Genomic DNA, 19,543 nt, shown 5'->3' on the forward strand with positions numbered 1-19,543 from the left:
ATGTCACCGCTCCGGCGCAGCTGACACAGAGTCAGGAGTCTTCACAAGTGTGGAGCGCTGGGCTATACAGAGGGCGCCGGACTGGAACGCGTTCTAGGTCGGCCCGTAGCGACCTCGGTGCGGCCGACGGTGCGGACGTCCGCGCCGGGGTCTTGAACCGCCAGTGTCAGGAGCCGTATGCCCATCGACGCAGCGAAAGCCCTCGCGGCCGAACCCCGGACCGGCGCGATCTCCTGGACGACCAAGGACGTCCAGCTCTACCACCTCGGTATCGGCGCCGGCATCCCCGCCACCGACCCCGACGAGCTGCGCTACACCCTGGAGTCCCGGCTGCACGTCCTGCCGAGCTTCGCCACGGTCGCGGGCTCGGGCGCGCCCGGCGTGATCAGCGGCCTGTCCATGCCCGGTGTGGAGGTCGAGCTCGCGAAGGTCCTGCACGGCGGCCAGACGCTGGAGATCCACCGCGCCCTCCCGGCCGAGGGCACGGCGAGGGCGACCAACCGGCTCGCCGCCGTATACGACAAGGGCAAGGCCGCCGTTCTGGTCCTGCGCACCGAGGTCGCCGACGCCGACGGCCCGCTGTGGACCAACGACGCACAGATCTTCGTACGCGGCGAGGGCGGCTGGGGCGGTGACCGCGGCCCGTCCACACGCCTCGACCCTCCCACCGGTGAGCCCGACCGCACCGTCGAACGCCCGATCCGCGAGGACCAGGCCCTCCTGTACCGCCTCTCCGGCGACTGGAACCCGCTGCACGCCGACCCGGAGTTCGCCAAGCGCGCCGGCTTCGACCGGCCCATCCTGCACGGGCTGTGTACCTACGGCATGACGCTCAAGGCGGTCGTGGACACGCTGCTCGGCGGGGACGTGAGCCGGGTGCGGTCGTACGCGACCCGGTTCGCCGGGGTGGTGTTCCCGGGGGAGACGTTGCGCATCCGCATGTGGCGGGGGGACGGCAGGGTGCGGGTCGCGGTGAGTGCCGTCGAGCGCGACGACGCGCCCGTCCTCGCCGACACGGTCGTCGAACTCTTTTGATCCGGTAGTCAGTTGAGGGGAGCCGCACCATGCGCGCAGCCGTACTGCACGAGATCGGCCAGGAGAAGCTGGAGGTCCTCGACGACGTCGAGGCGGTGGGGTCCGGTCCCGGGAGGGTGCGGATACGGGTGCGCGCCACGGGGCTGTGCCACTCGGACCTGTCGGCGATGAGCGGGGTGCTGCCGCAGCCGGCGCCGTTCGTGCCCGGGCACGAGGGCGCGGGCGAGGTCCTGGAGGTGGGGGAGGGCGTCACCCGGGTGAAGCCCGGTGACCGGGTGGTCGTCTGCTGGCTGCCGGCCTGCGGTGCCTGTCCCGCCTGCAGGCGCGGGCAGACCGAGCTGTGCCTGGCCGGGTTCATGAACGCCGGCACCCCGAACTTCCGGCGTCCCGGCGGTGAGGTGTTCGGCTTCGCCGGCACCGGCACCTTCGCCGAGGAGGTCGTCGTCGACGCCGGCTGCGCGGTGCCGATCCCCGACGACGTGCCCTTCGACATCGCCGCGCTGATCGGCTGCGGAGTCACCACCGGACTCGGTGCGGCCCTCAACACCGCCGACGTGGAGGCGGGTTCCTCGGTCGCCGTCATCGGCTGCGGCGGGGTCGGGATCTCGGCGATCCAGGGGGCGCGGCTCAAGGGCGCCGCCGAGATCGTAGCCGTCGACCCGGTCGCCTCCCGCCGGGACTCGGCCCTCGGGTTCGGTGCCACCCGGGCCGTCCCGCCCGACGAACTGGCGGGCGCCAAGCAGGAGGTCACCGGCGGCGAGGGCTTCGACTACGTCTTCGAGGTCGTCGGCAGGTCCTCCACCGCACGCACCGCCTACGAGAACACCCGGCGCGGCGGCACCCTCGTCGTCGTCGGCGCCGGCGCCATGGACGACTTCCTGCAGCTCAACATGTTCGAGCTGTTCTTCGACGAGAAGCGCATCCTGCCGTCCATGTACGGCGGCGGTGACGTGCTGCGCTCCTACGAGCGCGCGATCGCCCTGTGGCGGGCCGGCCGTATCGACCTGGCGGGCCTCATCACCCACCGTGTGCGCCTGGCGGAGATCAACGAGGCACTGGACCAGATGCGCACCGGGACCGCCCTGCGTACGTGCATCGAGATCTGAGGACGCGGCGCATGTCACTGCCACTGGAGGGACTGTCCGCCGTCGTCACCGGCGCCGGACGCGGGCTCGGCCGGGCCGAGGCCCTGGAACTCGCCCGGCTCGGTGCGGCCGTGGTCGTCAACGACTACGGGCAACCCGGGCGGGACGGCTCCGGAGCGGCCTCGGCCGGTCCGGCCGAAGATGTCGCCGCGGGGATACGCGACCAGGGCGGCCGCGCCCGCGCCCACACCGGCGACGTCGCCGACTTCCGGCAGGCCCGCGAGCTCATCGACCTGGCGATCACCGAGTACGGCAAGCTGGACATCCTCGTCAACAACGCGGGCATCCTGCGCGACCGCATGGTCTTCTCCATGACCGAGGACGAATGGGACTCGGTGATCCGTGTCCACCTCAAGGGCCACTTCAACACCACCCGCTTCGCCGCCGCGCACTGGCGGGAGCGGTCCAAGGCGGCCGGGGGAGCGAAGGTCCACGGGCGGATCGTGAACACCTCCTCGGAGGCGTTCCTCGCGGGCTCCGCCGGACAGCCCAACTACGCGGCCGCGAAGGGCGGAATCGTCGGGCTGACCACCTCCACGGCCCTCGCTCTCGCCAAGTACGGCGTCACGGCCAACGCCGTCTGCCCGCGCGCCCGGACCCGGATGACCGAGGACGTGTTCGCCGGCTTCCAGCGGCCGGACGAGGGCCTGGACCCGCTGGCCCCCGAGCATGTCGCCCCGCTCGTCGGCTACCTGGCCGGACCGGCCGCCGCCGCGATCAACGGCCAGCTGCTCGTCGTGCACGGCGGCATGGTCGCGATCGTGGAACGGCCGCGCGTGCGGACGAAGTTCGACAGCAAGCAGGAGACGTTCACCTACGACGAACTCGACGCCCTGCTCACCCCGCACTACGCGGGCCGGCCGCCGGGGGAGACCTTCGCGGCGGCGGAGGTGCTCGGACTCAAGCGCGGCTGAGGCGACGCACACGCGGGTGGGACAACGGGAAACGGTGGAGGGAAAAGGGAGGAGGGGGCGCCCGGTGGGCGCCCCCTCCTCCGTTACGACCTTCAGGCAGCCGCCTCGGTGGTCTCCTCGGCGGGCTTGCGGTGCCGGCCGTGCGCGGCCGTCTCGCTCTCCTGGGCCGCGACCGGGCCCCGGTGCCGGCCGTGGCCGGCAGCCTCCTGAGAGTCGGCAGACAGCTGCCCCGTCGTGCTGGTGTCGCTCATCGGAAGTATTCACCCCGTCAACATGATCTTTCGTACAGCCGGGCGAGTGTAACCGGCACACCACGGGCCGAATCCAGGCGCACACGCCAACCGGCACTAGTTCGTTACAAGACGTCCCAGAGGCGCCTGCTGCAACGGCACCGGACGTGCCACCACCGGCTCCGGAAGCTCCGGTTCCACAGGCTCCGGAGGATCCGGGTCCGCCGACTGCCGTGACGCGCCGTGCGCCCCGTCGGCCGTGCCGTCCCGGACCGGACCCTCCGGACCCGCGTCCCCCGGTCCCCCCAGCCCCCCCGTTCCCCCGGCCTCCCCCGCCGGCACCGTCAGCTCCGCCACGCCGCACGGAGTCTCCTCCGTGGCGTACGGCAGCCGCAGCACCCCGTCCCGTGTCCACAGCCCGGCCCCGGCCAGCCACCCCTCGGGCGCCGGGAGATGGCTCACCCGCCGCCCGGCCGGCCGCCAGATGCCCGTCCAGCTGTTGCCGAACGGCCCGTCGACGCGCAGCGCCACCGCGCAGTTCTCCGGCATCAGCACCTGCCCGGGCTGGATCGCGAACGGCGTCACCGCACAGTCCGGCACCCGCAGGCTCTCCGGGAAGCGCACCGGCAGCGTGCTGCCGAGCACGCCCCAGCCCAATCGTTCCTCCCCCGGCGAGGGCGCGTCGGAGGAGATGAGCAGCAACCCGCTGTCGGGGTCGGCGAGCAGCAGCCGGTCGTCGCTGCCCGCCGCGATCTGCAGCAGCGGCGAGACCTCGGCGCGCTCCAGGTCCACCACGACCGTCTTGACCGTCCCGCCCAGCTCCCGGTCCAGCGCCAGCATCCGCCCGGCGCGGTCCAGCCACACCCCGCCCGAGCAGCGCCCCGGCACCTCGGCGAGCCACTCGGGCCCGAAGGCCCCGCCCGCGACCAGCCACACCACGCTCGACCGCGGCCCGACGGCGAGGGCGTAAGCCCGCGAGCCTCCCGGGGCGGGCGGCAGCAGGGCGAGCCGGATGCCGGGCTCGGGGCACTCCACCACGCCGAGCGGCAGCTCGCCGGTGCCGGGACCGGTCGGGTACAGCAGCGAGAAGGCGTGCCGGTGCTCGACCAGCCGGTGGATCAGCACCCGGCCGTCGGACAGGGGCTGCACCTCGGTGCCGGGCTCCTCCGGCTGGTTGCCGGGCAGCGGCACCGCGTACGGCTCCGGGCCGTCCAGCGTCCAGCGCTCCGGGAACCAGCAGTCACCGGCCGGCGCCAGCCGGGCCGCGTACGCGCCGTCCGCCGTCACCGCGAACGCCGTTCCCGGCGCTCCGTCGGCCCCGCCCGTGGCGGGGGGTTCGATCGCACAGGCCGTCATCGTTCGGTCACCTCCGGCGACGAAGCTAGTTTTCGTACGCACAGGCGGGGGACCGGCCGACCCCGCTTCACACATACGGGTGGCGCAGAAGCGATTCACCTGAGGAAAACGGGACCTTTGTGCTGAGGGGGGTCAGAGCAGTCGGATGCGGTACGGCCGCGCAGGCCAGCCAGGTAGCCTTTCCTACGTGCCCCGTCTGTCTGAAGTCATCGCCGCGCTGGAGGACCTGTGGCCCGCCGAGCGGGCCGAGTCCTGGGACGCGGTCGGCACCGTCGTGGGCGACCCCGACCAGGAGGTCACCCGGGTCCTGTTCGCCGTCGACCCCGTGCAGGAGATCGTCGACGAGGCGGTGAAGCTCGGCGCCGACCTGCTGGTCACCCACCACCCGCTCTATCTGCGGGGCACGACCACGGTCGCGGCGACCCACTTCAAGGGCCGTGTCGTGCACACGCTGATCAAGCACGACATCGCCCTGCACGTCGCCCACACCAACGCCGACACGGCGGATCCGGGCGTCTCGGACGCGCTCGCGGGCGCGCTGGACCTCAGGGTCGTACGGCCCCTGGTCCCGGACCCGACCGACCCGCAGGGCTGCCGGGGCCTCGGCCGCGTGTGCGAGCTGGACCACCCCCTCACGGTCCGCGAGCTGGCCGCCCGCGCCGCCGAACGGCTGCCCGCCACCGCGCAGGGCATCCGGGTGGCCGGCGACCCCGAGGCCGTCGTGCGCACGGTCGCCGTCAGCGGCGGCTCCGGCGACAGCCTCTTCGACCAGGTCCGCGCGGCCGGCGTCGACGCCTTCCTGACCGCCGACCTGCGCCACCACCCGGCCAGCGAGGCCGTCGCCCACAGCCCCCTCGCGCTGCTCGACGCGGCGCACTGGGCCACCGAGTGGCCCTGGTGCGAGCTGGCCGCGAGCCAGCTCGACGAGATCTCCGACCGCCACGGCTGGGACCTGCGGGTCCACGTCTCCCAGACGGTCACCGACCCCTGGACCGCCCACGCGGCGTCCACCACCTCTAAGTAGCCAACAGGAGCCCCCAACTGAACGCCGCGCCCGCCGACCAGATCCGACTCCTCGACGTCCAGGCCCTCGACGTCCGCCTGCAGCAGCTCGCGCACAGGCGGAGGTCCCTGCCCGAGCACGCCGAGATCGACTCGCTGAACAAGGACCTCACCCAGTTGCGGGACCTGCTCGTCGCGGCGCAGACCGAGGAGAGCGACACCGCCCGCGAGCAGACGAAGGCCGAACAGGACGTGGACCAGGTGCGCCAGCGCGCCGCCCGTGACCAGCAGCGCCTGGACTCCGGCGCGGTCACCTCGCCGAAGGACCTGGCCAACCTCCAGCACGAGATCGTCTCCCTCGCCAAGCGGCAGGGCGACCTGGAGGACGTGGTGCTGGAGGTCATGGAGCGCCGTGAGGCCGCGCAGGAGCGGGTGAACGAGCTGACCGAGCGGGTCGCGTCGGTGCAGTCGAAGATCGACGACGCCACCGCGCGCCGGGACGCGGCCTACGAGGAGATCGACGGCGAGGCCGCGACGGTGACGAAGGAGCGCGAGGTCGTCGCCGGCGCCGTCCCCGCGGACCTCCTCAAGCTCTACGACAAGCTGCGCGGTCAGCAGGGCGGCATCGGCGCGGCCAAGCTGTACGCCCGCACCTGCCAGGGCTGCCGTCAGGAACTGGCCATCACCGAGCTGAACGAGATCCGCTCGGCGGCGCCGGACACCGTGGTGCGCTGCGAGAACTGCCGCCGCATCCTGGTGCGTACGGCCGAGTCGGGTCTGTAGAGGGCTGGACCGGTGAGGGAGTTCATCGTCGAGGCCGACGGCGGGTCCCGGGGCAACCCGGGGCCGGCGGGCTACGGGGCGGTCGTCCGGGACGCGGCCTCGGGCGAGCCTCTGACGGAGGCCGCGGAGTACATCGGCATCGCCACCAACAACGTGGCCGAGTACCGGGGCCTGCTGGCCGGCCTGCGTGCCGCCCACGCCCTCGACCCGACCGCGGCGGTGCACGTCCGCATGGACTCCAAGCTGGTCGTCGAGCAGATGTCGGGCCGCTGGAAGATCAAACACCCCGACATGAAGCCGCTGGCGGCCCAGGCCAGATCGGTCCTCCCTCCCGACCAGGTCACCTACGAGTGGATCCCCCGCGAACAGAACAAACACGCGGACCGCTTGGCGAACGAGGCGATGGACGCGGGGGCGAAGGGGCAGCAGTGGTCGCCCGCCGAGTCGACGGCAGCGCTGAACGCTCCGCCGCCGGCCACCGCCGCGGCGCCCGTCCCGCGGAGAGCGGCACCTTCCGGTGAGCGGCGCCCGCAAGCCCCCGGTGAGCAGCGGGTCTCGGCGCCGGGCTGGAGCAGTGCCCCCGACCTCGGCGCCCCCGCCACCTTCGTCCTCCTCCGTCACGGCGAGACCCCGCTGACACCCCAGAAGCGCTTCTCCGGCAGCGGCGGCACCGACCCCTCCCTCTCCGAAGCCGGCCGCGAACAGGCCCACCGCGCCGCCGAGGCACTGGCCGAGCGCGGAACCATCCAGTCCGTCATCGCCTCCCCCCTCACCCGCACCCGCGAAACCGCCACCATCGTCGCCACCCGCCTCGGCCTGGACCTGACGATCGAAGACGGCCTGCGCGAAACGGACTTCGGCGCCTGGGAGGGCCTGACCTTCGGCGAGGTCCGCGACCGCCACCCCGACGACCTGAACGCCTGGCTCGCCGACCCGGAGGCCCACCCGACCGGCGGCGGCGAGAGCTTCGCCGAGACGGCCACCCGGATCGCCGCCACCCGCGACAAGCTGGTCGCCACCCACGCGGGCCGCACGGTCCTGCTGGTCAGCCATGTGACCCCGATCAAGACCTTCGTCCGCCTCGCCCTCGGCGCCCCGCCCGAGTCGCTGTTCCGCATGGAACTCTCGGCGGCCTCCCTGTCGGCGGTGGCGTACTACGCGGACGGCAACGCGAGCGTACGGCTCTTCAACGACACGTCCCATCTGCGTCCCTGAGCCCCGCGAGCCGCGCCGCCCCCCGCGCCAGCTCCTCGATCCGCCCCCAGTCCCCCGCGGCCACCGCGTCCGCCGGGATCATCCAACTGCCGCCCACGCAGCCGACGTTGGGCAGGGAAAGGTACTCCGGAGCGTTCGCCGGGCCGATCCCGCCCGTGGGGCAGAAACGAGCTTGCGGCAACGGCCCGGCCAGTGACCTCAGGTAGGCCGTACCGCCCGCGGCCTGTGCCGGGAAGAACTTCATCTCCCGCACCCCGCGCTCCAGCAGCGCCACGACCTCCGAGGTGGTCGACACCCCTGGCAGACACGGCAGTCCGGACCCGCGCATCGCCTCCAGCAGCGCGTCCGTCCACCCCGGGCTGACCAGGAACCGCGCCCCCGCCGTGACACACGCCCCGACCTGCTCCGGCGTGATCACCGTGCCCGCGCCGACCACGGCGTCGGGCACCTCGGCGGCGATCGCCCGGATCGCGTCCGGCGCCGCCGGCGTCCTGAGCGTCACCTCGATCGCCGGCAGTCCCCCCGCCACGAGCGCCCGCGCGAGCGGTACGGCGTCGGCGGCGTCGGAGACCACCACCACCGGCACGACGGGTGCGAGATCCAGTACGGAGGCAGCGGAGGGGGAGGGCAGCGGTGGGGTCATGCCCTCATGGTGCCCAGCAGACTGCAGCTCGCGCAATGAGCGTTGCACATGTTGCAATGGCCGCCGCCCGCCCGGTGCCCGTCAGTGGATCTCGTCCACCAGCACGTCCAGCAACCACGCCCTGCCCGCCTTCCCGGGCGCCTCCGCCTCCACGACGTACCCCAGCTCCCGCAGCGCCCCGACCAGCTCGGCGGGGTCCTTCGGCGCGGCACCGGCCGTGAGCAGGCTCCGTACCATCCGGCCCTTGGTCGCCTTGTTGAAGTGGCTGACCACCTTCCGGGTCGGGGCGTGCAGCACCCGCACGCTCGCCGTACGCCCCGCGAGCTCGCCCTTCGGCCTCCAGGCCGCCGCGTACGCCGAGGAGCGCAGATCCAGCACCAGGCCGTCCCCGGCCGCCTCGGGCAGCGCCTCGGCCATCGGCGCCCGCCAGTGCCCGGCCAGCGCGCCGAGCCCCGGCAGCTTCACGCCCATCGAGCAGCGGTAGGAGGGGATCCGGTCGGCCACGCCCACCGCGCCCCACAGACCGGAGAACACCAGCAACGATTCCGTCGCACGCCGCCGTGCCGCCGCGTCCAGCGTGGCCAGGCCGAGGGCGTCGTACAGGACACCGGTGTAGATCTCCCCGGCGGGTCGGGCGCCGGCCGTGAGCAGCCCGGCGTTCTTCGCGACCTCACCGCGCAGGCCCTCACTCAGCCCGAGCACCTCGCGCGCCTTCTCCTCGTCACCGGTGCACAGCTCGACCAGCTCGGTGAGCACGGCCTCCCGCGCGGCGGTCAGCCCCGGCAGGGACAGCGACGCAACCTCCAGCGGGGCGCCCCCGCCCGGGTTCGCCTTGCCTTCCGACGGCGGCAGCAGGACCAGCAACACGTACTCCTCACGTAGACCTCCGCGACAGGGTACGGCGTGCCGCCGCAGCGACCCCGACCTACGCTCGCTGTATGCCCCGCCGCAGGATCCGCGTGACCGGTGCCCCCGAAGCCCCGTTGCGGGCCGCCCTCGCCGCGCTGCGCGCCGAACTCGGGCTTCCGGAGGACTTCCCGCCGGAGGCCCAGGCCGAGGCCGAGCGTGCGGCGAAGGCGCCCGTCCCGCCGTCGTACGACGCCACGGACATCCCCTTCTTCACCGTCGACCCGCCCGCCTCCACCGACCTCGACCAGGCGGCCCATCTCTCGCGGCAGGGCACCGGCTACCGGGTCCGGTACGCGATCGCCGACGTCGCCGCCTTCGTCGTGCCCGGCGGGGTGCTGGACGCGGAGGCGCACCGGCGGGTGAACACCCTGTACTTCCCCGACGAGAAGATCCCCCTGCACCCCACCGTGCTCAGCGAGGGCGCCGCCAGTCTGCTGCCGGACCGGGTCCGCCCGGCCGTGCTGTGGACGATCGACCTGGACGCGGACGGCCGGACGGTCGCCGTCGACGTGCGCCGCGCTCTCGTGCGCAGCCGCGCCAAGCTGGACTACGCGCGCGTGCAGAAGGAGATCGACACCGGAACCGCCGAGGAGCCGGTCGCGCTGCTCAAGGAGATCGGCGAGGCCCGGGAGCGGCAGGAGACCGAGCGCGGCGGCATCTCCCTCAACGTGCCCGAGCAGGAGATCACCGAACAGGACCACACCTACGTCCTCGGCTACCGGGTTCCGCTGCCCGCCGCGGGCTGGAACGCCCAGCTGTCCCTGCTCGCCGGCATGGCCGCCGCCGACCTGATGCTCGCCCAGGGCACCGGTGTGCTGCGCACCCTCCCCGCCGCCCCCGACGGCGCGGTCTCCCGGCTGCACCGCACGGCGACCGCGCTGCACATCGACTGGCCGCACCATGTGTCGTACGCGGCCCTGATCCGCACCCTCGACCCGCACAACACCCACCACGCGGCCTTCCTCCAGGAGTGCACCGCACTGCTGCGCGGCGCCGGCTACACCGTCTTCCGGGACGGCGTCCTGCCCGCGATCACCACGCACGCCGCCGTCGCCGCCCCGTACGCCCACTGCACCGCCCCGCTGCGCCGCCTGGCCGACCGCTACGCCGCGGAGATCTGCCTGGCCGCCGTCGCCGGCCAGGCCCCGCCGGACTGGGTGCTCGCCGCGCTCGACCCGCTGCCCCGGCGGATGGCCGACGGTTCCCGCATCGCGGGCACGGTCGAGCGGGAGTGCGTGGACATCGTGGAGGCGGCCCTGCTCGAGGGCCGGGTCGGGGACGTCTTCGAAGGCTGTGTGGTGGACGTCGACGAGCACCGGCCGACCGTGGGGACCGTCCAGGTGGACGAGCCGGCGGTCATCGGCCGGATCGAGGGCGACCGGCTGCCGCTCGGCGAACGCCTGCGGGTCCGGCTCAGCCGGGCCGAGCCGGGGACGACGAAGATCCTCTTTACCGTGGCATGAGGCACCGCACGAGGCCGGCGGGGTCGTCGGCGTGCAGCCGCACCACGCTCACCTGCCGGGGGCGGCCGAGGAACGACCGGTGGGTCACGGGTTCGGCCAGTTCCAGCTCGACCGACGTCTGCGACCCGACCGCGAGGTTCAGCACGCCCTCCGCGGGCTCGTGCGTCATCCGCGTCGCCCGGCGTACGGCGGCGATCGCGTCCAGCGGGATCCGCAGGTCCACATGGGCGCCGTAGCGCACCCGCAGGGCTTGGGAGGTCAGCACGTGCGGGCGGACCACACAGGCCGCGTGCAGGCCGACGACGAAGAGCACGGTGTAGATGTCCAGCACCAGCAGGACGTCGTGCGCGGCGGCCGTGTCGCGGAGCATCACGGAAACCCCGATCGTCTCGACCACGCACACGAAGACCAGCCCCGCCGTCGTGGCGCCCTGTCCGCGTGTGTACCCGAACCCCCGCCCGCCGGCGGTGCCTTGGGTGCGCCGGGCCAGCCACAGCGCCAGGCTGGCGAAGAGCCGGGCCTCGTGCCGTGCCAGCCGTCCCACCGTCTCCACCACGCTCATCTCCCCTCCATGATCATGATGTTGAGCGCGCGGCGGATCGCCTCCGCCTGGGCGGGCGCGAAGTCGGCGTACAGCGCGCGCAGGAGGGCGTGGTCGGCGTAGGGCGGACCGGCCGGCAGCAGGTCCGCCGGGACGCAGGCGGCCAGGGCACGCGCGGCCTCGGCCACGCGCGGATCGTCCGCTTCCGCGTCCGCGAGCGCGTCGAGCAGCGCGTACACCTCCCGGGCCCGGGCGAGGGCGTCCGGATCGTCCAGGGCGCCGCGCAGCGCGGACATCATCCGCTCCCGCTCCTCGGGCGCCGCCCCGGTGTCGATCAGGGCGAGCACCTCGCGGTCCTTGACGGCCATGGGGGAGCCGTCGCCGGGCAGCGCGGCCAGCAGCCCGGCCAGCTGGGGCGAGACCGGCCCCTCGGCGGGCAGCTCCCCGGCGTCCAGCATCGACCGCAGCCGCTGCCGGCGCGCCCGGATCTCCGTCTCCTGCCGGGCCAGGTCCTCGTCGAGCTCGGTGAGCACCTCGACCAGGTCCTTGCCGGCGTCGTCGGCGAGCACGTCCCGCACCTCGGTCAGACCCAGCCCCAGCTCGGTCAGCCGCCGGATCCGGGCGAGGACGACGGCGTGCCGGAGCGTGTACTGCCGATAGCCGTTCGGCTTTCGCTCGGGCTCGGGCAGCAGGCCCAGGTGGTGGTAGTGCCGCACGGTACGCGTCGTGACGCCGACGGTGGCGGCGAGTTCTCCGATCCGCATGGGACCAGTACAGACGTTGACGTCGCGGCATGGTCAAGCGGCGACCGGGGACCGAGGAGGCGGTCAGTGGCCGGCGCGCGGCGCGCCGAGCCACCGCTCCAGCGCTTCCGGCAGACCCTGGACCTGGCCCGCGCCACCTGGGCCTTCGCCCACGGCATGGTCATCCTGGAGATCCACGGCCGCTTTCCCGTGCACGCGGACCTGGACACGGCATGGAAGCGGGGCCTGAAGGCGTTGCACCCTAGGGCCTGGCGGGGGACGGTACGGCAAGGGGGTTTTCCATGGTGGAACGGGCGCTGTGGACGCGTGCCCGACTGGGCCACGACGGACCCCCGCTCGACCTCCTGACAGCGGACTTCCGCCGGCACACCTACGCCCCGCACGCCCACGAGGAGTACACGATCGGGGTCTGCGTCGGCGGCAGCGAGGTCATCGACTACCGGGGCGGCCACATCCGCACCGGCCCCGGCACCATCGTCGTCCTCGACCCCGGTGAGATGCACACCGGCGGCCCCGGCAACGCCACCGACGGCTACGCCTACCGCGCCCTGTACGCCGAGCCGTCCCTGGTGACCGACGGCATCCTCGGCGGCCTGCCGCACTTCCGCGAGCCCGTCCTCGACGACCCGGAGCTGGCCGCGGCCCTGCGCCGCGTCCACACCGAACTCAGCGCCTGCCCCGACCCGTTGGAGGCCGAGTCCCGGCTGCCCTGGCTGCTGACGGCACTGGCTCGCCGTCACTCCACGGCCCGGCCCGCGTCGGACATGATCCCCGGCGCGGGTGCGATCGCCCGGACGGTCCGTGACCGGCTGGCCGACGAACTCACGGCCCCGCCCCCGCTCGCCGGCCTCGCCGCCGACCTAGGTCTGTCCCGCTACCAGCTGCTACGGGCCTTCCGTTCGACGATGGGCATACCCCCGTACGCCTGGCTGGCCCAGCACCGGGTGAGCAGGGCACGGGGGCTGCTGGAGGCGGGCCTGCGCCCGGCGGAGGTGGCGGGGCTGGTGGGCTTCGCCGACCAGGCGCACCTGACCCGCTGGTTCCGCCGGGTGCTCGGGGTGACGCCGGCGGCGTACCGCGACAGTGTCGCCTCGGCGGGGTACCGCCACGGTGCCACCTCGGAGGGGTGGCGCAACAGCGTTCAAGACACCCCGTGAGGACGCGGCGGAAACTCGTCGCATGACTGCACGAGGCTGGTTCCTGTTCTCCCTCATGGGAGTGATCTGGGGCATCCCCTATCTGATGATCAAGGTGGCGGTGGGCGAGGTGTCCCCACCGGTGGTCGTGTTCACCCGCTGCGCGCTCGGCGCGATCCTGCTGCTCCCCTTCGCCCTGCGCCAGGGCGGCCTGCCCCGGTCCGTACGCGCCCACTGGCGCCCCATGCTGGCCTTCGCGGTTCTGGAGATCATGATCCCCTGGTTCACCCTCACCGACGCGGAACGGCACCTGTCCAGCTCGACGTCGGGTCTGCTGATCGCGGGGGTGCCGATCGTGGGTGTGCTCGTCGCCCGTCTCCTGGGCGACGCGGAACGCCTGGGAGCCCGGCGCCTGACCGGCCTGGCCCTCGGCCTCGCCGGCGTGACGGTCCTGACCCTGCCCCATCTGACCGGCGGCGACGCCCGATCGCTGGCCGAGGTGCTGGTGACGGTCGTCGGATACGCGACCGCTCCTTTGATCGCGGCGCGCCGCATGAAGGACGTCCCGTCACTCCACCTGACAGCGGCCTGCCTGACCCTGGCGGCCGTGGTCTACGCCCCGCTCGCGACAGCCACCCGGCCCACGTCCATCCCCTCCTCCTCCGCCCTGGCGGCCCTGGCCGGTCTGGGGGTGCTGTGCACGGCGGTGGCCTTCGTGGCGTTCCTCGAGCTGATCAGGGAAGCGGGCCCGACGCGGGCGACGGTGATCACCTACGTCAACCCGGCGGTGGCGGTGGCGGCGGGTGCGGTCTTCCTTGCCGAGCCGCTGACTCCCACGGTCCTGGTGGCCTTCGCGCTGATCCTGGCGGGCTCGGTGCTGGCGACGGCGACTGCGGGTCCGCGCCGCTCCCGCCGCCCGGTACCATGGTCGACACGGCAGACGAGCCGGGCGGACGGCCGCGTGGAGTCCCCCTAGGGGGCTTCCCGAGGAACGTCCGGGCTCCACAGGGCAGGGTGGTGGCTAACGGCCACCCGGGGTGACCCGCGGGACAGTGCCACAGAAAGCAGACCGCCCGGGGCTTCGGCCCCTGGTAAGGGTGAAACGGTGGTGTAAGAGACCACCAGTGCCCAGGGTGACCTGGGCAGCTAGGTAAACCCCACCCGGAGCAAGGTCAAAAGGAAACACTCCGGTGTTTCTGCGCGGACGACCGAGGGCTGCCCGCCCGAGTCCGCGGGTAGACCGCACGAGGCCGGCGGCAACGCCGACCCTAGATGGATGGCCGTCGCCCCGGGTTCCGCGAGGAGCCCGGGGAACAGAACCCGGCGTACAGCCCGACTCGTCTGCCGCCGCCTGCGGATGTGCGGCAACCATGTGCGCGGGGCGCGGCTTTCAGCCCGTGGGGCCCAGCGGCCGATCCCGGACACCTCTCAGGTGCCCCTCGAACACCTCACGCGCCCGGGGTGTCAGCGTCCGCAACGCCACCAGCGCCGTGATCGCCACGTCGCACAGTTCCGCCTGGACGTCCTCCCAGGTGTGGGTGACGCCCTTGCGGGGGTTCTGGCCGGTCGTGCCGATGATCGCCCCGGCGACCTCGCCGACCTCCTCCGACAGCTTCAGGACGCGGAGGAGGAGGCCCTCCTGACCCGGGTGCTCGCGGGTGGCCTCCAGTCGGGACCAGAGGTCGTCGATGGCCGGCCAGAGGGCGGCGCCGGTGCCGGCCGCGTCGGTCGTGTCAGTGGTGTCCTGATCCGTCATGCCGGGCAGCTTCCCACGCCTCGGCACCGCGCCGTACCGCCTACTCCTCGAACAACACCTCCTGCTCCCCCTCCGCCTTCATCCGCACCCGCCTGTTCCGCGCCCCCACCACAAGGGCCGCCCCCGCCGCCGTGACCCCCAGGGCCAACGGCACCATCCAGCCCCGGTCGAAGACATGGCCGAAGGCGTGGTCCAGGGAGAGACGGCCCGGGCCGGTGACGGCCAGGCCCGCCGCCGCGAGACCGAGGCTCGCCGCGTACTCGTATCCGCCCTCCTGGGCGAAGAAGCCGTTGGGCGTGTGCACCGCCGCCGCCCCCGCCATCGCGCCGGCCGCCGCCGCGCCCGCCGCCGGGGTGGCCAGGCCCAGGGCGAGGAGGGCGCCGCCGCCGGCTTCCGCGAGGCCGGCCGCCGTCGCGCTCGCCCTGCCGGGTGCGTAGCCGACGGACTCCATGAACTGGCCCGTGCCCTCCAGGCCGTGTCCCCCGAACCAGCCGAACAGCTTCTGCGCGCCGTGCGCGGCCAGGACGCCGCCGGTCCCCAGCCGGAGCAGCATCAGGCCCAGATCACGTCGGTCGTAACAGCTCACGGTGACTCCCAAGCGGAGAGACGGAGAGACGGAGAGAGGGAGAGGCAGAGGCAGAGGGGCTCTTGCGTCCACCGTCGCAGGTGTGACACATGGGGGCCCGTCGTGGAGTGCGTTCGGGTGGCGGGTCCGGGGCAGCGGTGTGAATCTGGCGCCATGACGATTCAGCCAGCCAAGCTCAGCGATCCCGCCGTACGGGCCTTCGTGAACGCCGTCAACTCCCATGACAGGGAAGGCTTCATGACGCTGCTCGCCCCGGGCGCGACCATGTCCGACGACGGCTCGGACCGGGACCTCGCCGAGTGGATCGACCAGGAGATCTTCTCCTCCCACGGCCATATGGAGGTCGACAACGAGTCCTCCGGCGGCCGGGCCCTGCTCGCCCGCTACCGCAACGACACCTGGGGCGAGATGCGCACCCGGTGGGCCTTCACCGTCGAGGACGACGGCCGGATCTCCCGCTTCGAGACCGGACAGGCGTGAGCAGACACGAAAGGCCGCCGGGGACCTTGTCTTCGCGTGCACTTCAACTCCTACCGTCCTCGGCATGACGAAGAGAACTCTGGGACGCAGCGGGATCGAAGTCAGCGCTCTCGGTTTCGGGTGCTGGGCCATCGGCGGTGAGTGGCAGTCGGCCGACGGGCAGCCGCTCGGCTGGGGGAAGGTGGACGACGAGGAGTCCGTACGGGCGGTCCACCGCGCCCTGGACCTCGGTGTCACCTTCTTCGACACCGCCGACGTCTACGGCACCGGCCACAGCGAGACCGTCCTCGGCCGCGCCCTCGGCAAGCGGCGCGACGACGTCGTGCTCGCCACCAAGTGGGGCAACGTCTTCGACCCGGACACCCACACCCGCACCGGCAGCGACGACACCCCGGCGTACGTCCGCCGCGCCCTCACCGCCTCCCTGCGCCGCCTCGGCACCGATCACATCGACCTGTACCAGTTCCACCTGTCCGACGCCGATCCGGCGCGCGCCACCGAACTGCGGGATGTGTGCGAGGAGTTGGTCGCGGAAGGCCTCATCCGCGCCTACGCCTGGAGCACCGACGACCCCGAGCGTGCCGCCGTCTTCGCCGAGGGGCCGCACTGCACGGCCGTGCAGCATGCCCTCAACGTCCTCCAGGACGCGCCTCAACTCCTCGAACTGTGCGAGCGGTTGGAGCTCGCCAGCATCAACCGGAGTCCGCTGGCCATGGGGTTGCTGGCCGGACGGCGGAGCGAACCGCTGGAGACCGGGGACATCCGCAGCAGGCCGCCGGCCTGGATGCGGGGGTTCGACGGTGACGGCTCCGGCGCCGATGCCGACTGGCTGACCCGGATCGACGCCCTGCGGGACGTCCTCACCAGCGGTGGCCGCACCCTCGCCCAGGGCGCCCTCGCCTGGCTGTGGGCGCGCAGCCCGCGCACGGTGCCGATCCCGGGCTTCCGGTCGGTCGCGCAGGCCGAGCAGAACGCGGGGGCGATGGCGAAGGGGCCGCTCACCCCGGGACAGCTGGCCGAGATCGACCGGATCCTCGGGAGGTGAGCGGCCCGCCCGCCGGAGCGGATCAGTGGTCCTGGCCGCCGTACCGCTGCTGGGCGTAGGGCTCGTACGGCCGGCCGTACTGCTGCTGCTCGTACGGCTCCCCGTACCGGGGCCGCTGCTGGGGGTACGGCTGCTCAGGCGCCCCGTGCCCGCCCTGTCCCGGATGCCGCCTTCCCTGTTCGGTGAGCGTGATCTGCCCGGCCCTGATCGTGGCCAGGCGCGGGGCGCGGCGGGCGATGGAGGAGTCGTGGGTGACCATGACGAACGTCAGGCCGTGCTCCCGCCACAGACCCTCCAGCAGGGCCATGATGTCGTCGCGCGTGCCCTCGTCGAGGTTGCCGGTGGGCTCGTCGGCGAGCAGCACCTTCGGCTTCTTCACCAGGGCGCGGGCGATCGCGACGCGCTGCTGCTGGCCGCCCGACATCTCCGAGGGGACGTGGGCCAGGCGTTCGCCGAGGCCCACGGAGCGCAGGGCCTCCGCCGCCCGCTCGCGGCGCTCGGCGGGCTTCACGCCGAGCGGGACCAGGGCCGTCTCGACGTTCTCCTGGGCGGTGAGGGTCGGGATCAGGTTGAACGCCTGGAAGATGATGCCGATCTTCTCGGCCCGCAGCCGGGTCAGCCGGGCCTCGCCGATCGTGGCCAGGTCGACGCCGTCCAGTTCGACGCTGCCGGAGGAGGGGCGGTCCAGGCCGCCGATCATCTGCAGCAGGGTGGACTTGCCGCCGCCCGTCGGGCCCTGGATGACCAGCTGGTCGCCGTCGGCGATGATGAGGTCGACGCCGTGCAGCGCCTCCACCGTCTCCTTGCCCCGCGTGTAGCGCTTGGTGACGCCGGTGAGTCTGTACATGGGTTCTCCACAAGGTCTGGGGCGGGGCGCCGCGTCCGGGGGGAAGTCGGAGGCGGCGCCCCAGCTCGAGGGGGTGCTACGAGACGCTGCGCAGGGCGTCGGCCGGGCGCATCCGGGAGGCACGCCAGCCGCCCATGGCGCCGGCGATCAGACCGCCGGCGACCGCGAGTCCGACGGCGAGCGCGATGGTCGTCGCGGACACGGGGGCGGACAGCGCGATCTCCAGGGTGTTCTGGGCCGACTGCTGTCCGGGGCCGCCGCCCATGCCGCCGCGCATGCCGCCGCCCGTGCTGCCGAGCTGTGCGGTGAGCTTCGGGCTGATCGCGGTGACCGTGTAGGCCGCCGCGAGGCCCAGGGCGATGCCGAGGGCGCCGCCCATCAGGCCGTTGACGACGGACTCGCCGACCACCTGCCGGGTGACCTTGCGGCTCGGCCAGCCGAGCGCCTTCAGCGTGCCGAACTCGCGCACCCGCCGGGAGACGGCCGAGGAGGTGAGCAGCGCGGCCACCAGGAACGCGGCGGCGAGCACCGCGACGGACAGCCACTTGCCGACGCTCGTGGCCAGGCTGGAGGCGGTGGACAGCGAGCCGGAGACCGTGGAGGCGAGATCGGAGGAGGTCGTGACCGTGGTGCCGGAGATGTTGCTCTGGATGGTCTTCTTCACCGCCGAGATCTGCTTCGAGTCGGTGGCCTTGACATAGATCGTGGTGACCTCGTTCTTGGCGTCACCGAGTGACTGGGCCTGCTTGAGCGGCACGTAGACATCGGTGCTGGACTCGCTGCTGTCGGGGGTGGCGATGCCGATGACGGTGTACTTGGTGCCGGAGATCGTGAGGGTCGAGCCGACCTTGTACGACTTCTCCTTGGCGTACGACTTGCCGACCACCGCGACCTTCGCGTCCGTCTGCGCCGAGGTGAAGGTCTTCCCGGAGGTGATCTTCATGGCGGCCAGCGGGCCGAGGGCCTGGTCGGTGACGTCGACGCCGGCGACCGAGTAGTTGTTGACGTCGAAGTTGGCGCCGCCGCCCTGTACCTGCGGCTGGCCGCTGCCGCCACCGGGGCGGCCCTGCTGCGCGCCGGAGCCGGACGACTGTGCCCTGCCCTGGGTGAAGGAGCCGTTCACCTTGATCACGTTCAGCGAGAGGGCGCCGACCGCCGAGGCCACGCCCTTCTGCGCGGCGACCTGCTGGACCAGGGAGGACTTCAGGGCCTGACCGCCCTGCGTCATCACCCGGTCCGAACTCTGGCTGGTCCTGCTGCTGGACTTCGCGTCGAACTTGAAGTTCGGACCCTGGGAGCTGCCCGCCTTGGGCGCCGACCGGGCCTTGGTGACGGTCATGTCGGTGCCGAGGCCGTAGAGCGATTTCAGGACCTTGTCCTGCGCCTGTGTCATGCCGGCCGACACCGAGTTCACGGTGATGACCAGCGCGATACCGAGCGCCAGACCCATCGCGATGACCAGGGCGGCCTTTTTGCGGCGGCTCAGCTCGCGCCTGAGATAGATGCCAAACATCTCGTTCCTCGAAGGTTCTTGGCGCCCGGTGTGGGCGCGGCCACAAGCTAGGCAGGAACCTTTGAGCCACCCTCTGTAAAGGATGTGTAAGGGCTGAGAAACCGCAGTAACTCATCGTATTTTCATAAGGCGGCAAATTCCGAGGCGTTCCGGCCCTCGCTCGAGGAGTTGCCTGCTGGG

Annotated in this window: 19 protein-coding genes, 1 other RNA gene and 3 pseudogenes; 13 read left to right on the top strand and 10 right to left on the bottom strand. The window is 72.8% G+C overall.

Annotated elements, in window-relative coordinates:
• Window positions 1-177: 177 nt before the first annotated feature.
• The 3 genes from AB0L59_RS03850 to AB0L59_RS03860 are packed head-to-tail and all read left to right on the top strand — an operon-like array spanning window position 178 to window position 3,094.
• Window positions 178-1,035, top strand: coding sequence for a MaoC/PaaZ C-terminal domain-containing protein (locus tag AB0L59_RS03850; protein ID WP_365578841.1), 858 nt, complete (start codon window positions 178-180; stop codon window positions 1,033-1,035).
• Between the two features lie 29 nt (window positions 1,036-1,064).
• On the top strand, window positions 1,065-2,141 hold the full coding sequence (locus AB0L59_RS03855) for a Zn-dependent alcohol dehydrogenase (RefSeq protein ID WP_365578843.1): 1,077 nt from the start codon (window positions 1,065-1,067) through the stop codon (window positions 2,139-2,141).
• An 11-nt stretch (window positions 2,142-2,152) separates the two neighbouring features.
• On the top strand, window positions 2,153-3,094 hold the full coding sequence (locus tag AB0L59_RS03860) for a 3-oxoacyl-ACP reductase (protein ID WP_365578845.1): 942 nt from the start codon (window positions 2,153-2,155) through the stop codon (window positions 3,092-3,094).
• Window positions 3,095-3,186: 92 nt separating this feature from the next.
• Here the strand turns inward: AB0L59_RS03860 and AB0L59_RS03865 are convergent, their stop codons facing one another.
• Together AB0L59_RS03865 and AB0L59_RS03870 are read right to left on the bottom strand one after the other, a co-directional pair.
• Window positions 3,187-3,345 (bottom strand): hypothetical protein, encoded by a 159-nt coding sequence (locus AB0L59_RS03865; RefSeq protein ID WP_365578847.1) that lies wholly within the window; start codon window positions 3,343-3,345, stop codon window positions 3,187-3,189.
• Between the two features lie 96 nt (window positions 3,346-3,441).
• Entirely contained in the window at window positions 3,442-4,680 is a 1,239-nt protein-coding gene (locus AB0L59_RS03870; protein ID WP_365578849.1) for a hypothetical protein, read from the bottom strand.
• Window positions 4,681-4,867: 187 nt separating this feature from the next.
• On the opposite strand from AB0L59_RS03870, the gene AB0L59_RS03875 reads away from it, so the two are divergent.
• From AB0L59_RS03875 to AB0L59_RS03885, 3 genes are read left to right on the top strand one after another with little or no spacing between them, the layout of a single operon-like run.
• Window positions 4,868-5,704: a Nif3-like dinuclear metal center hexameric protein gene (locus tag AB0L59_RS03875; RefSeq protein ID WP_365578851.1), complete on the top strand. Its 837-nt coding sequence runs from the start codon at window positions 4,868-4,870 to the stop codon at window positions 5,702-5,704.
• Window positions 5,705-5,721: 17 nt separating this feature from the next.
• Window positions 5,722-6,465 carry a C4-type zinc ribbon domain-containing protein gene (locus tag AB0L59_RS03880; protein WP_365579507.1) on the top strand — a complete coding sequence of 248 codons (744 nt, stop codon included), beginning with the start codon at window positions 5,722-5,724 and terminating at the stop codon, window positions 6,463-6,465.
• Window positions 6,466-6,477: 12 nt separating this feature from the next.
• A complete protein-coding gene (locus AB0L59_RS03885; RefSeq protein ID WP_365578853.1) occupies window positions 6,478-7,680 on the top strand; it encodes a bifunctional RNase H/acid phosphatase in 1,203 nt (400 codons plus the stop codon).
• Here the strand turns inward: AB0L59_RS03885 and eda are convergent.
• Both eda and yaaA read right to left on the bottom strand, forming a co-directional pair.
• Window positions 7,652-8,323, bottom strand: a complete 672-nt coding sequence (gene eda, locus AB0L59_RS03890) for a bifunctional 4-hydroxy-2-oxoglutarate aldolase/2-dehydro-3-deoxy-phosphogluconate aldolase (RefSeq protein ID WP_365578855.1) — start codon at window positions 8,321-8,323, stop codon at window positions 7,652-7,654. The two genes, AB0L59_RS03885 and eda, sit on opposite strands and share 29 nt — an antisense overlap.
• An 81-nt stretch (window positions 8,324-8,404) precedes the next feature.
• Window positions 8,405-9,187, bottom strand: coding sequence for a peroxide stress protein YaaA (yaaA, locus tag AB0L59_RS03895; protein ID WP_365578857.1), 783 nt, complete (start codon window positions 9,185-9,187; stop codon window positions 8,405-8,407).
• A 74-nt stretch (window positions 9,188-9,261) separates the two neighbouring features.
• On the opposite strand from yaaA, the gene AB0L59_RS03900 reads away from it, so the two are divergent.
• Entirely contained in the window at window positions 9,262-10,695 is a 1,434-nt protein-coding gene (locus AB0L59_RS03900; protein WP_365578859.1) for an RNB domain-containing ribonuclease, read from the top strand.
• Here AB0L59_RS03900 and AB0L59_RS03905 read toward each other — a convergent pair.
• Both AB0L59_RS03905 and AB0L59_RS03910 read right to left on the bottom strand, forming a co-directional pair.
• Window positions 10,682-11,257, bottom strand: a complete 576-nt coding sequence (locus tag AB0L59_RS03905; protein WP_365578861.1) for a hypothetical protein — start codon at window positions 11,255-11,257, stop codon at window positions 10,682-10,684. The two genes, AB0L59_RS03900 and AB0L59_RS03905, sit on opposite strands and share 14 nt — an antisense overlap.
• Entirely contained in the window at window positions 11,254-12,000 is a 747-nt protein-coding gene (locus AB0L59_RS03910; RefSeq protein WP_365578863.1) for a MerR family transcriptional regulator, read from the bottom strand. The genes AB0L59_RS03905 and AB0L59_RS03910 overlap by 4 nt, the downstream gene beginning before the upstream one ends.
• Before the next feature lie 117 nt (window positions 12,001-12,117).
• Between AB0L59_RS03910 and AB0L59_RS03915 the strand changes: the two are divergent.
• From AB0L59_RS03915 to rnpB, 4 genes and pseudogenes are all read left to right on the top strand, one after another.
• Window positions 12,118-12,234 (top strand): annotated as a pseudogene (locus tag AB0L59_RS03915) (TetR-like C-terminal domain-containing protein); the annotation flags it as partial.
• 47 nt (window positions 12,235-12,281) lie between these two features.
• The gene (locus tag AB0L59_RS03920; RefSeq protein ID WP_365578865.1) at window positions 12,282-13,157 is read left to right on the top strand and encodes an AraC family transcriptional regulator; all 876 of its coding nucleotides are present in this window, start codon (window positions 12,282-12,284) and stop codon (window positions 13,155-13,157) included.
• Between the two features lie 85 nt (window positions 13,158-13,242).
• Window positions 13,243-13,959 (top strand): annotated as a pseudogene (locus tag AB0L59_RS03925) (DMT family transporter); the annotation flags it as partial.
• A 118-nt stretch (window positions 13,960-14,077) separates the two neighbouring features.
• Window positions 14,078-14,480, top strand: an RNA gene (gene rnpB, locus AB0L59_RS03930) — RNase P RNA component class A.
• Between the two features lie 46 nt (window positions 14,481-14,526).
• Here the strand turns inward: rnpB and AB0L59_RS03935 are convergent.
• Window positions 14,527-14,892, bottom strand: coding sequence for a MazG-like family protein (locus AB0L59_RS03935; RefSeq protein WP_365578867.1), 366 nt, complete (start codon window positions 14,890-14,892; stop codon window positions 14,527-14,529).
• Window positions 14,893-14,932: 40 nt separating this feature from the next.
• Entirely contained in the window at window positions 14,933-15,478 is a 546-nt protein-coding gene (locus AB0L59_RS03940; protein ID WP_365578869.1) for a DoxX family membrane protein, read from the bottom strand.
• 153 nt (window positions 15,479-15,631) lie between these two features.
• On the opposite strand from AB0L59_RS03940, the gene AB0L59_RS03945 reads away from it, so the two are divergent.
• Window positions 15,632-15,958 carry a nuclear transport factor 2 family protein gene (locus AB0L59_RS03945; RefSeq protein ID WP_365578871.1) on the top strand — a complete coding sequence of 109 codons (327 nt, stop codon included), beginning with the start codon at window positions 15,632-15,634 and terminating at the stop codon, window positions 15,956-15,958.
• 64 nt (window positions 15,959-16,022) lie between these two features.
• Complete coding sequence (locus AB0L59_RS03950; protein WP_365578873.1) at window positions 16,023-17,003, top strand: aldo/keto reductase; 981 nt, start codon at window positions 16,023-16,025, stop codon at window positions 17,001-17,003.
• Between the two features lie 175 nt (window positions 17,004-17,178).
• Here the strand turns inward: AB0L59_RS03950 and AB0L59_RS03955 are convergent.
• Window positions 17,179-17,850 (bottom strand): annotated as a pseudogene (locus AB0L59_RS03955) (ABC transporter ATP-binding protein); the annotation flags it as partial.
• A gap of 76 nt (window positions 17,851-17,926) precedes the next feature.
• On the bottom strand, window positions 17,927-19,363 hold the full coding sequence (locus AB0L59_RS03960; protein WP_365578875.1) for an ABC transporter permease: 1,437 nt from the start codon (window positions 19,361-19,363) through the stop codon (window positions 17,927-17,929).
• Between the last annotated feature and the right edge of the window lie 180 nt (window positions 19,364-19,543).

Source organism: Streptomyces sp. NPDC052109, assembly GCF_040680195.1.
In the GTDB taxonomy this organism is placed as follows: domain Bacteria; phylum Actinomycetota; class Actinomycetes; order Streptomycetales; family Streptomycetaceae; genus Streptomyces.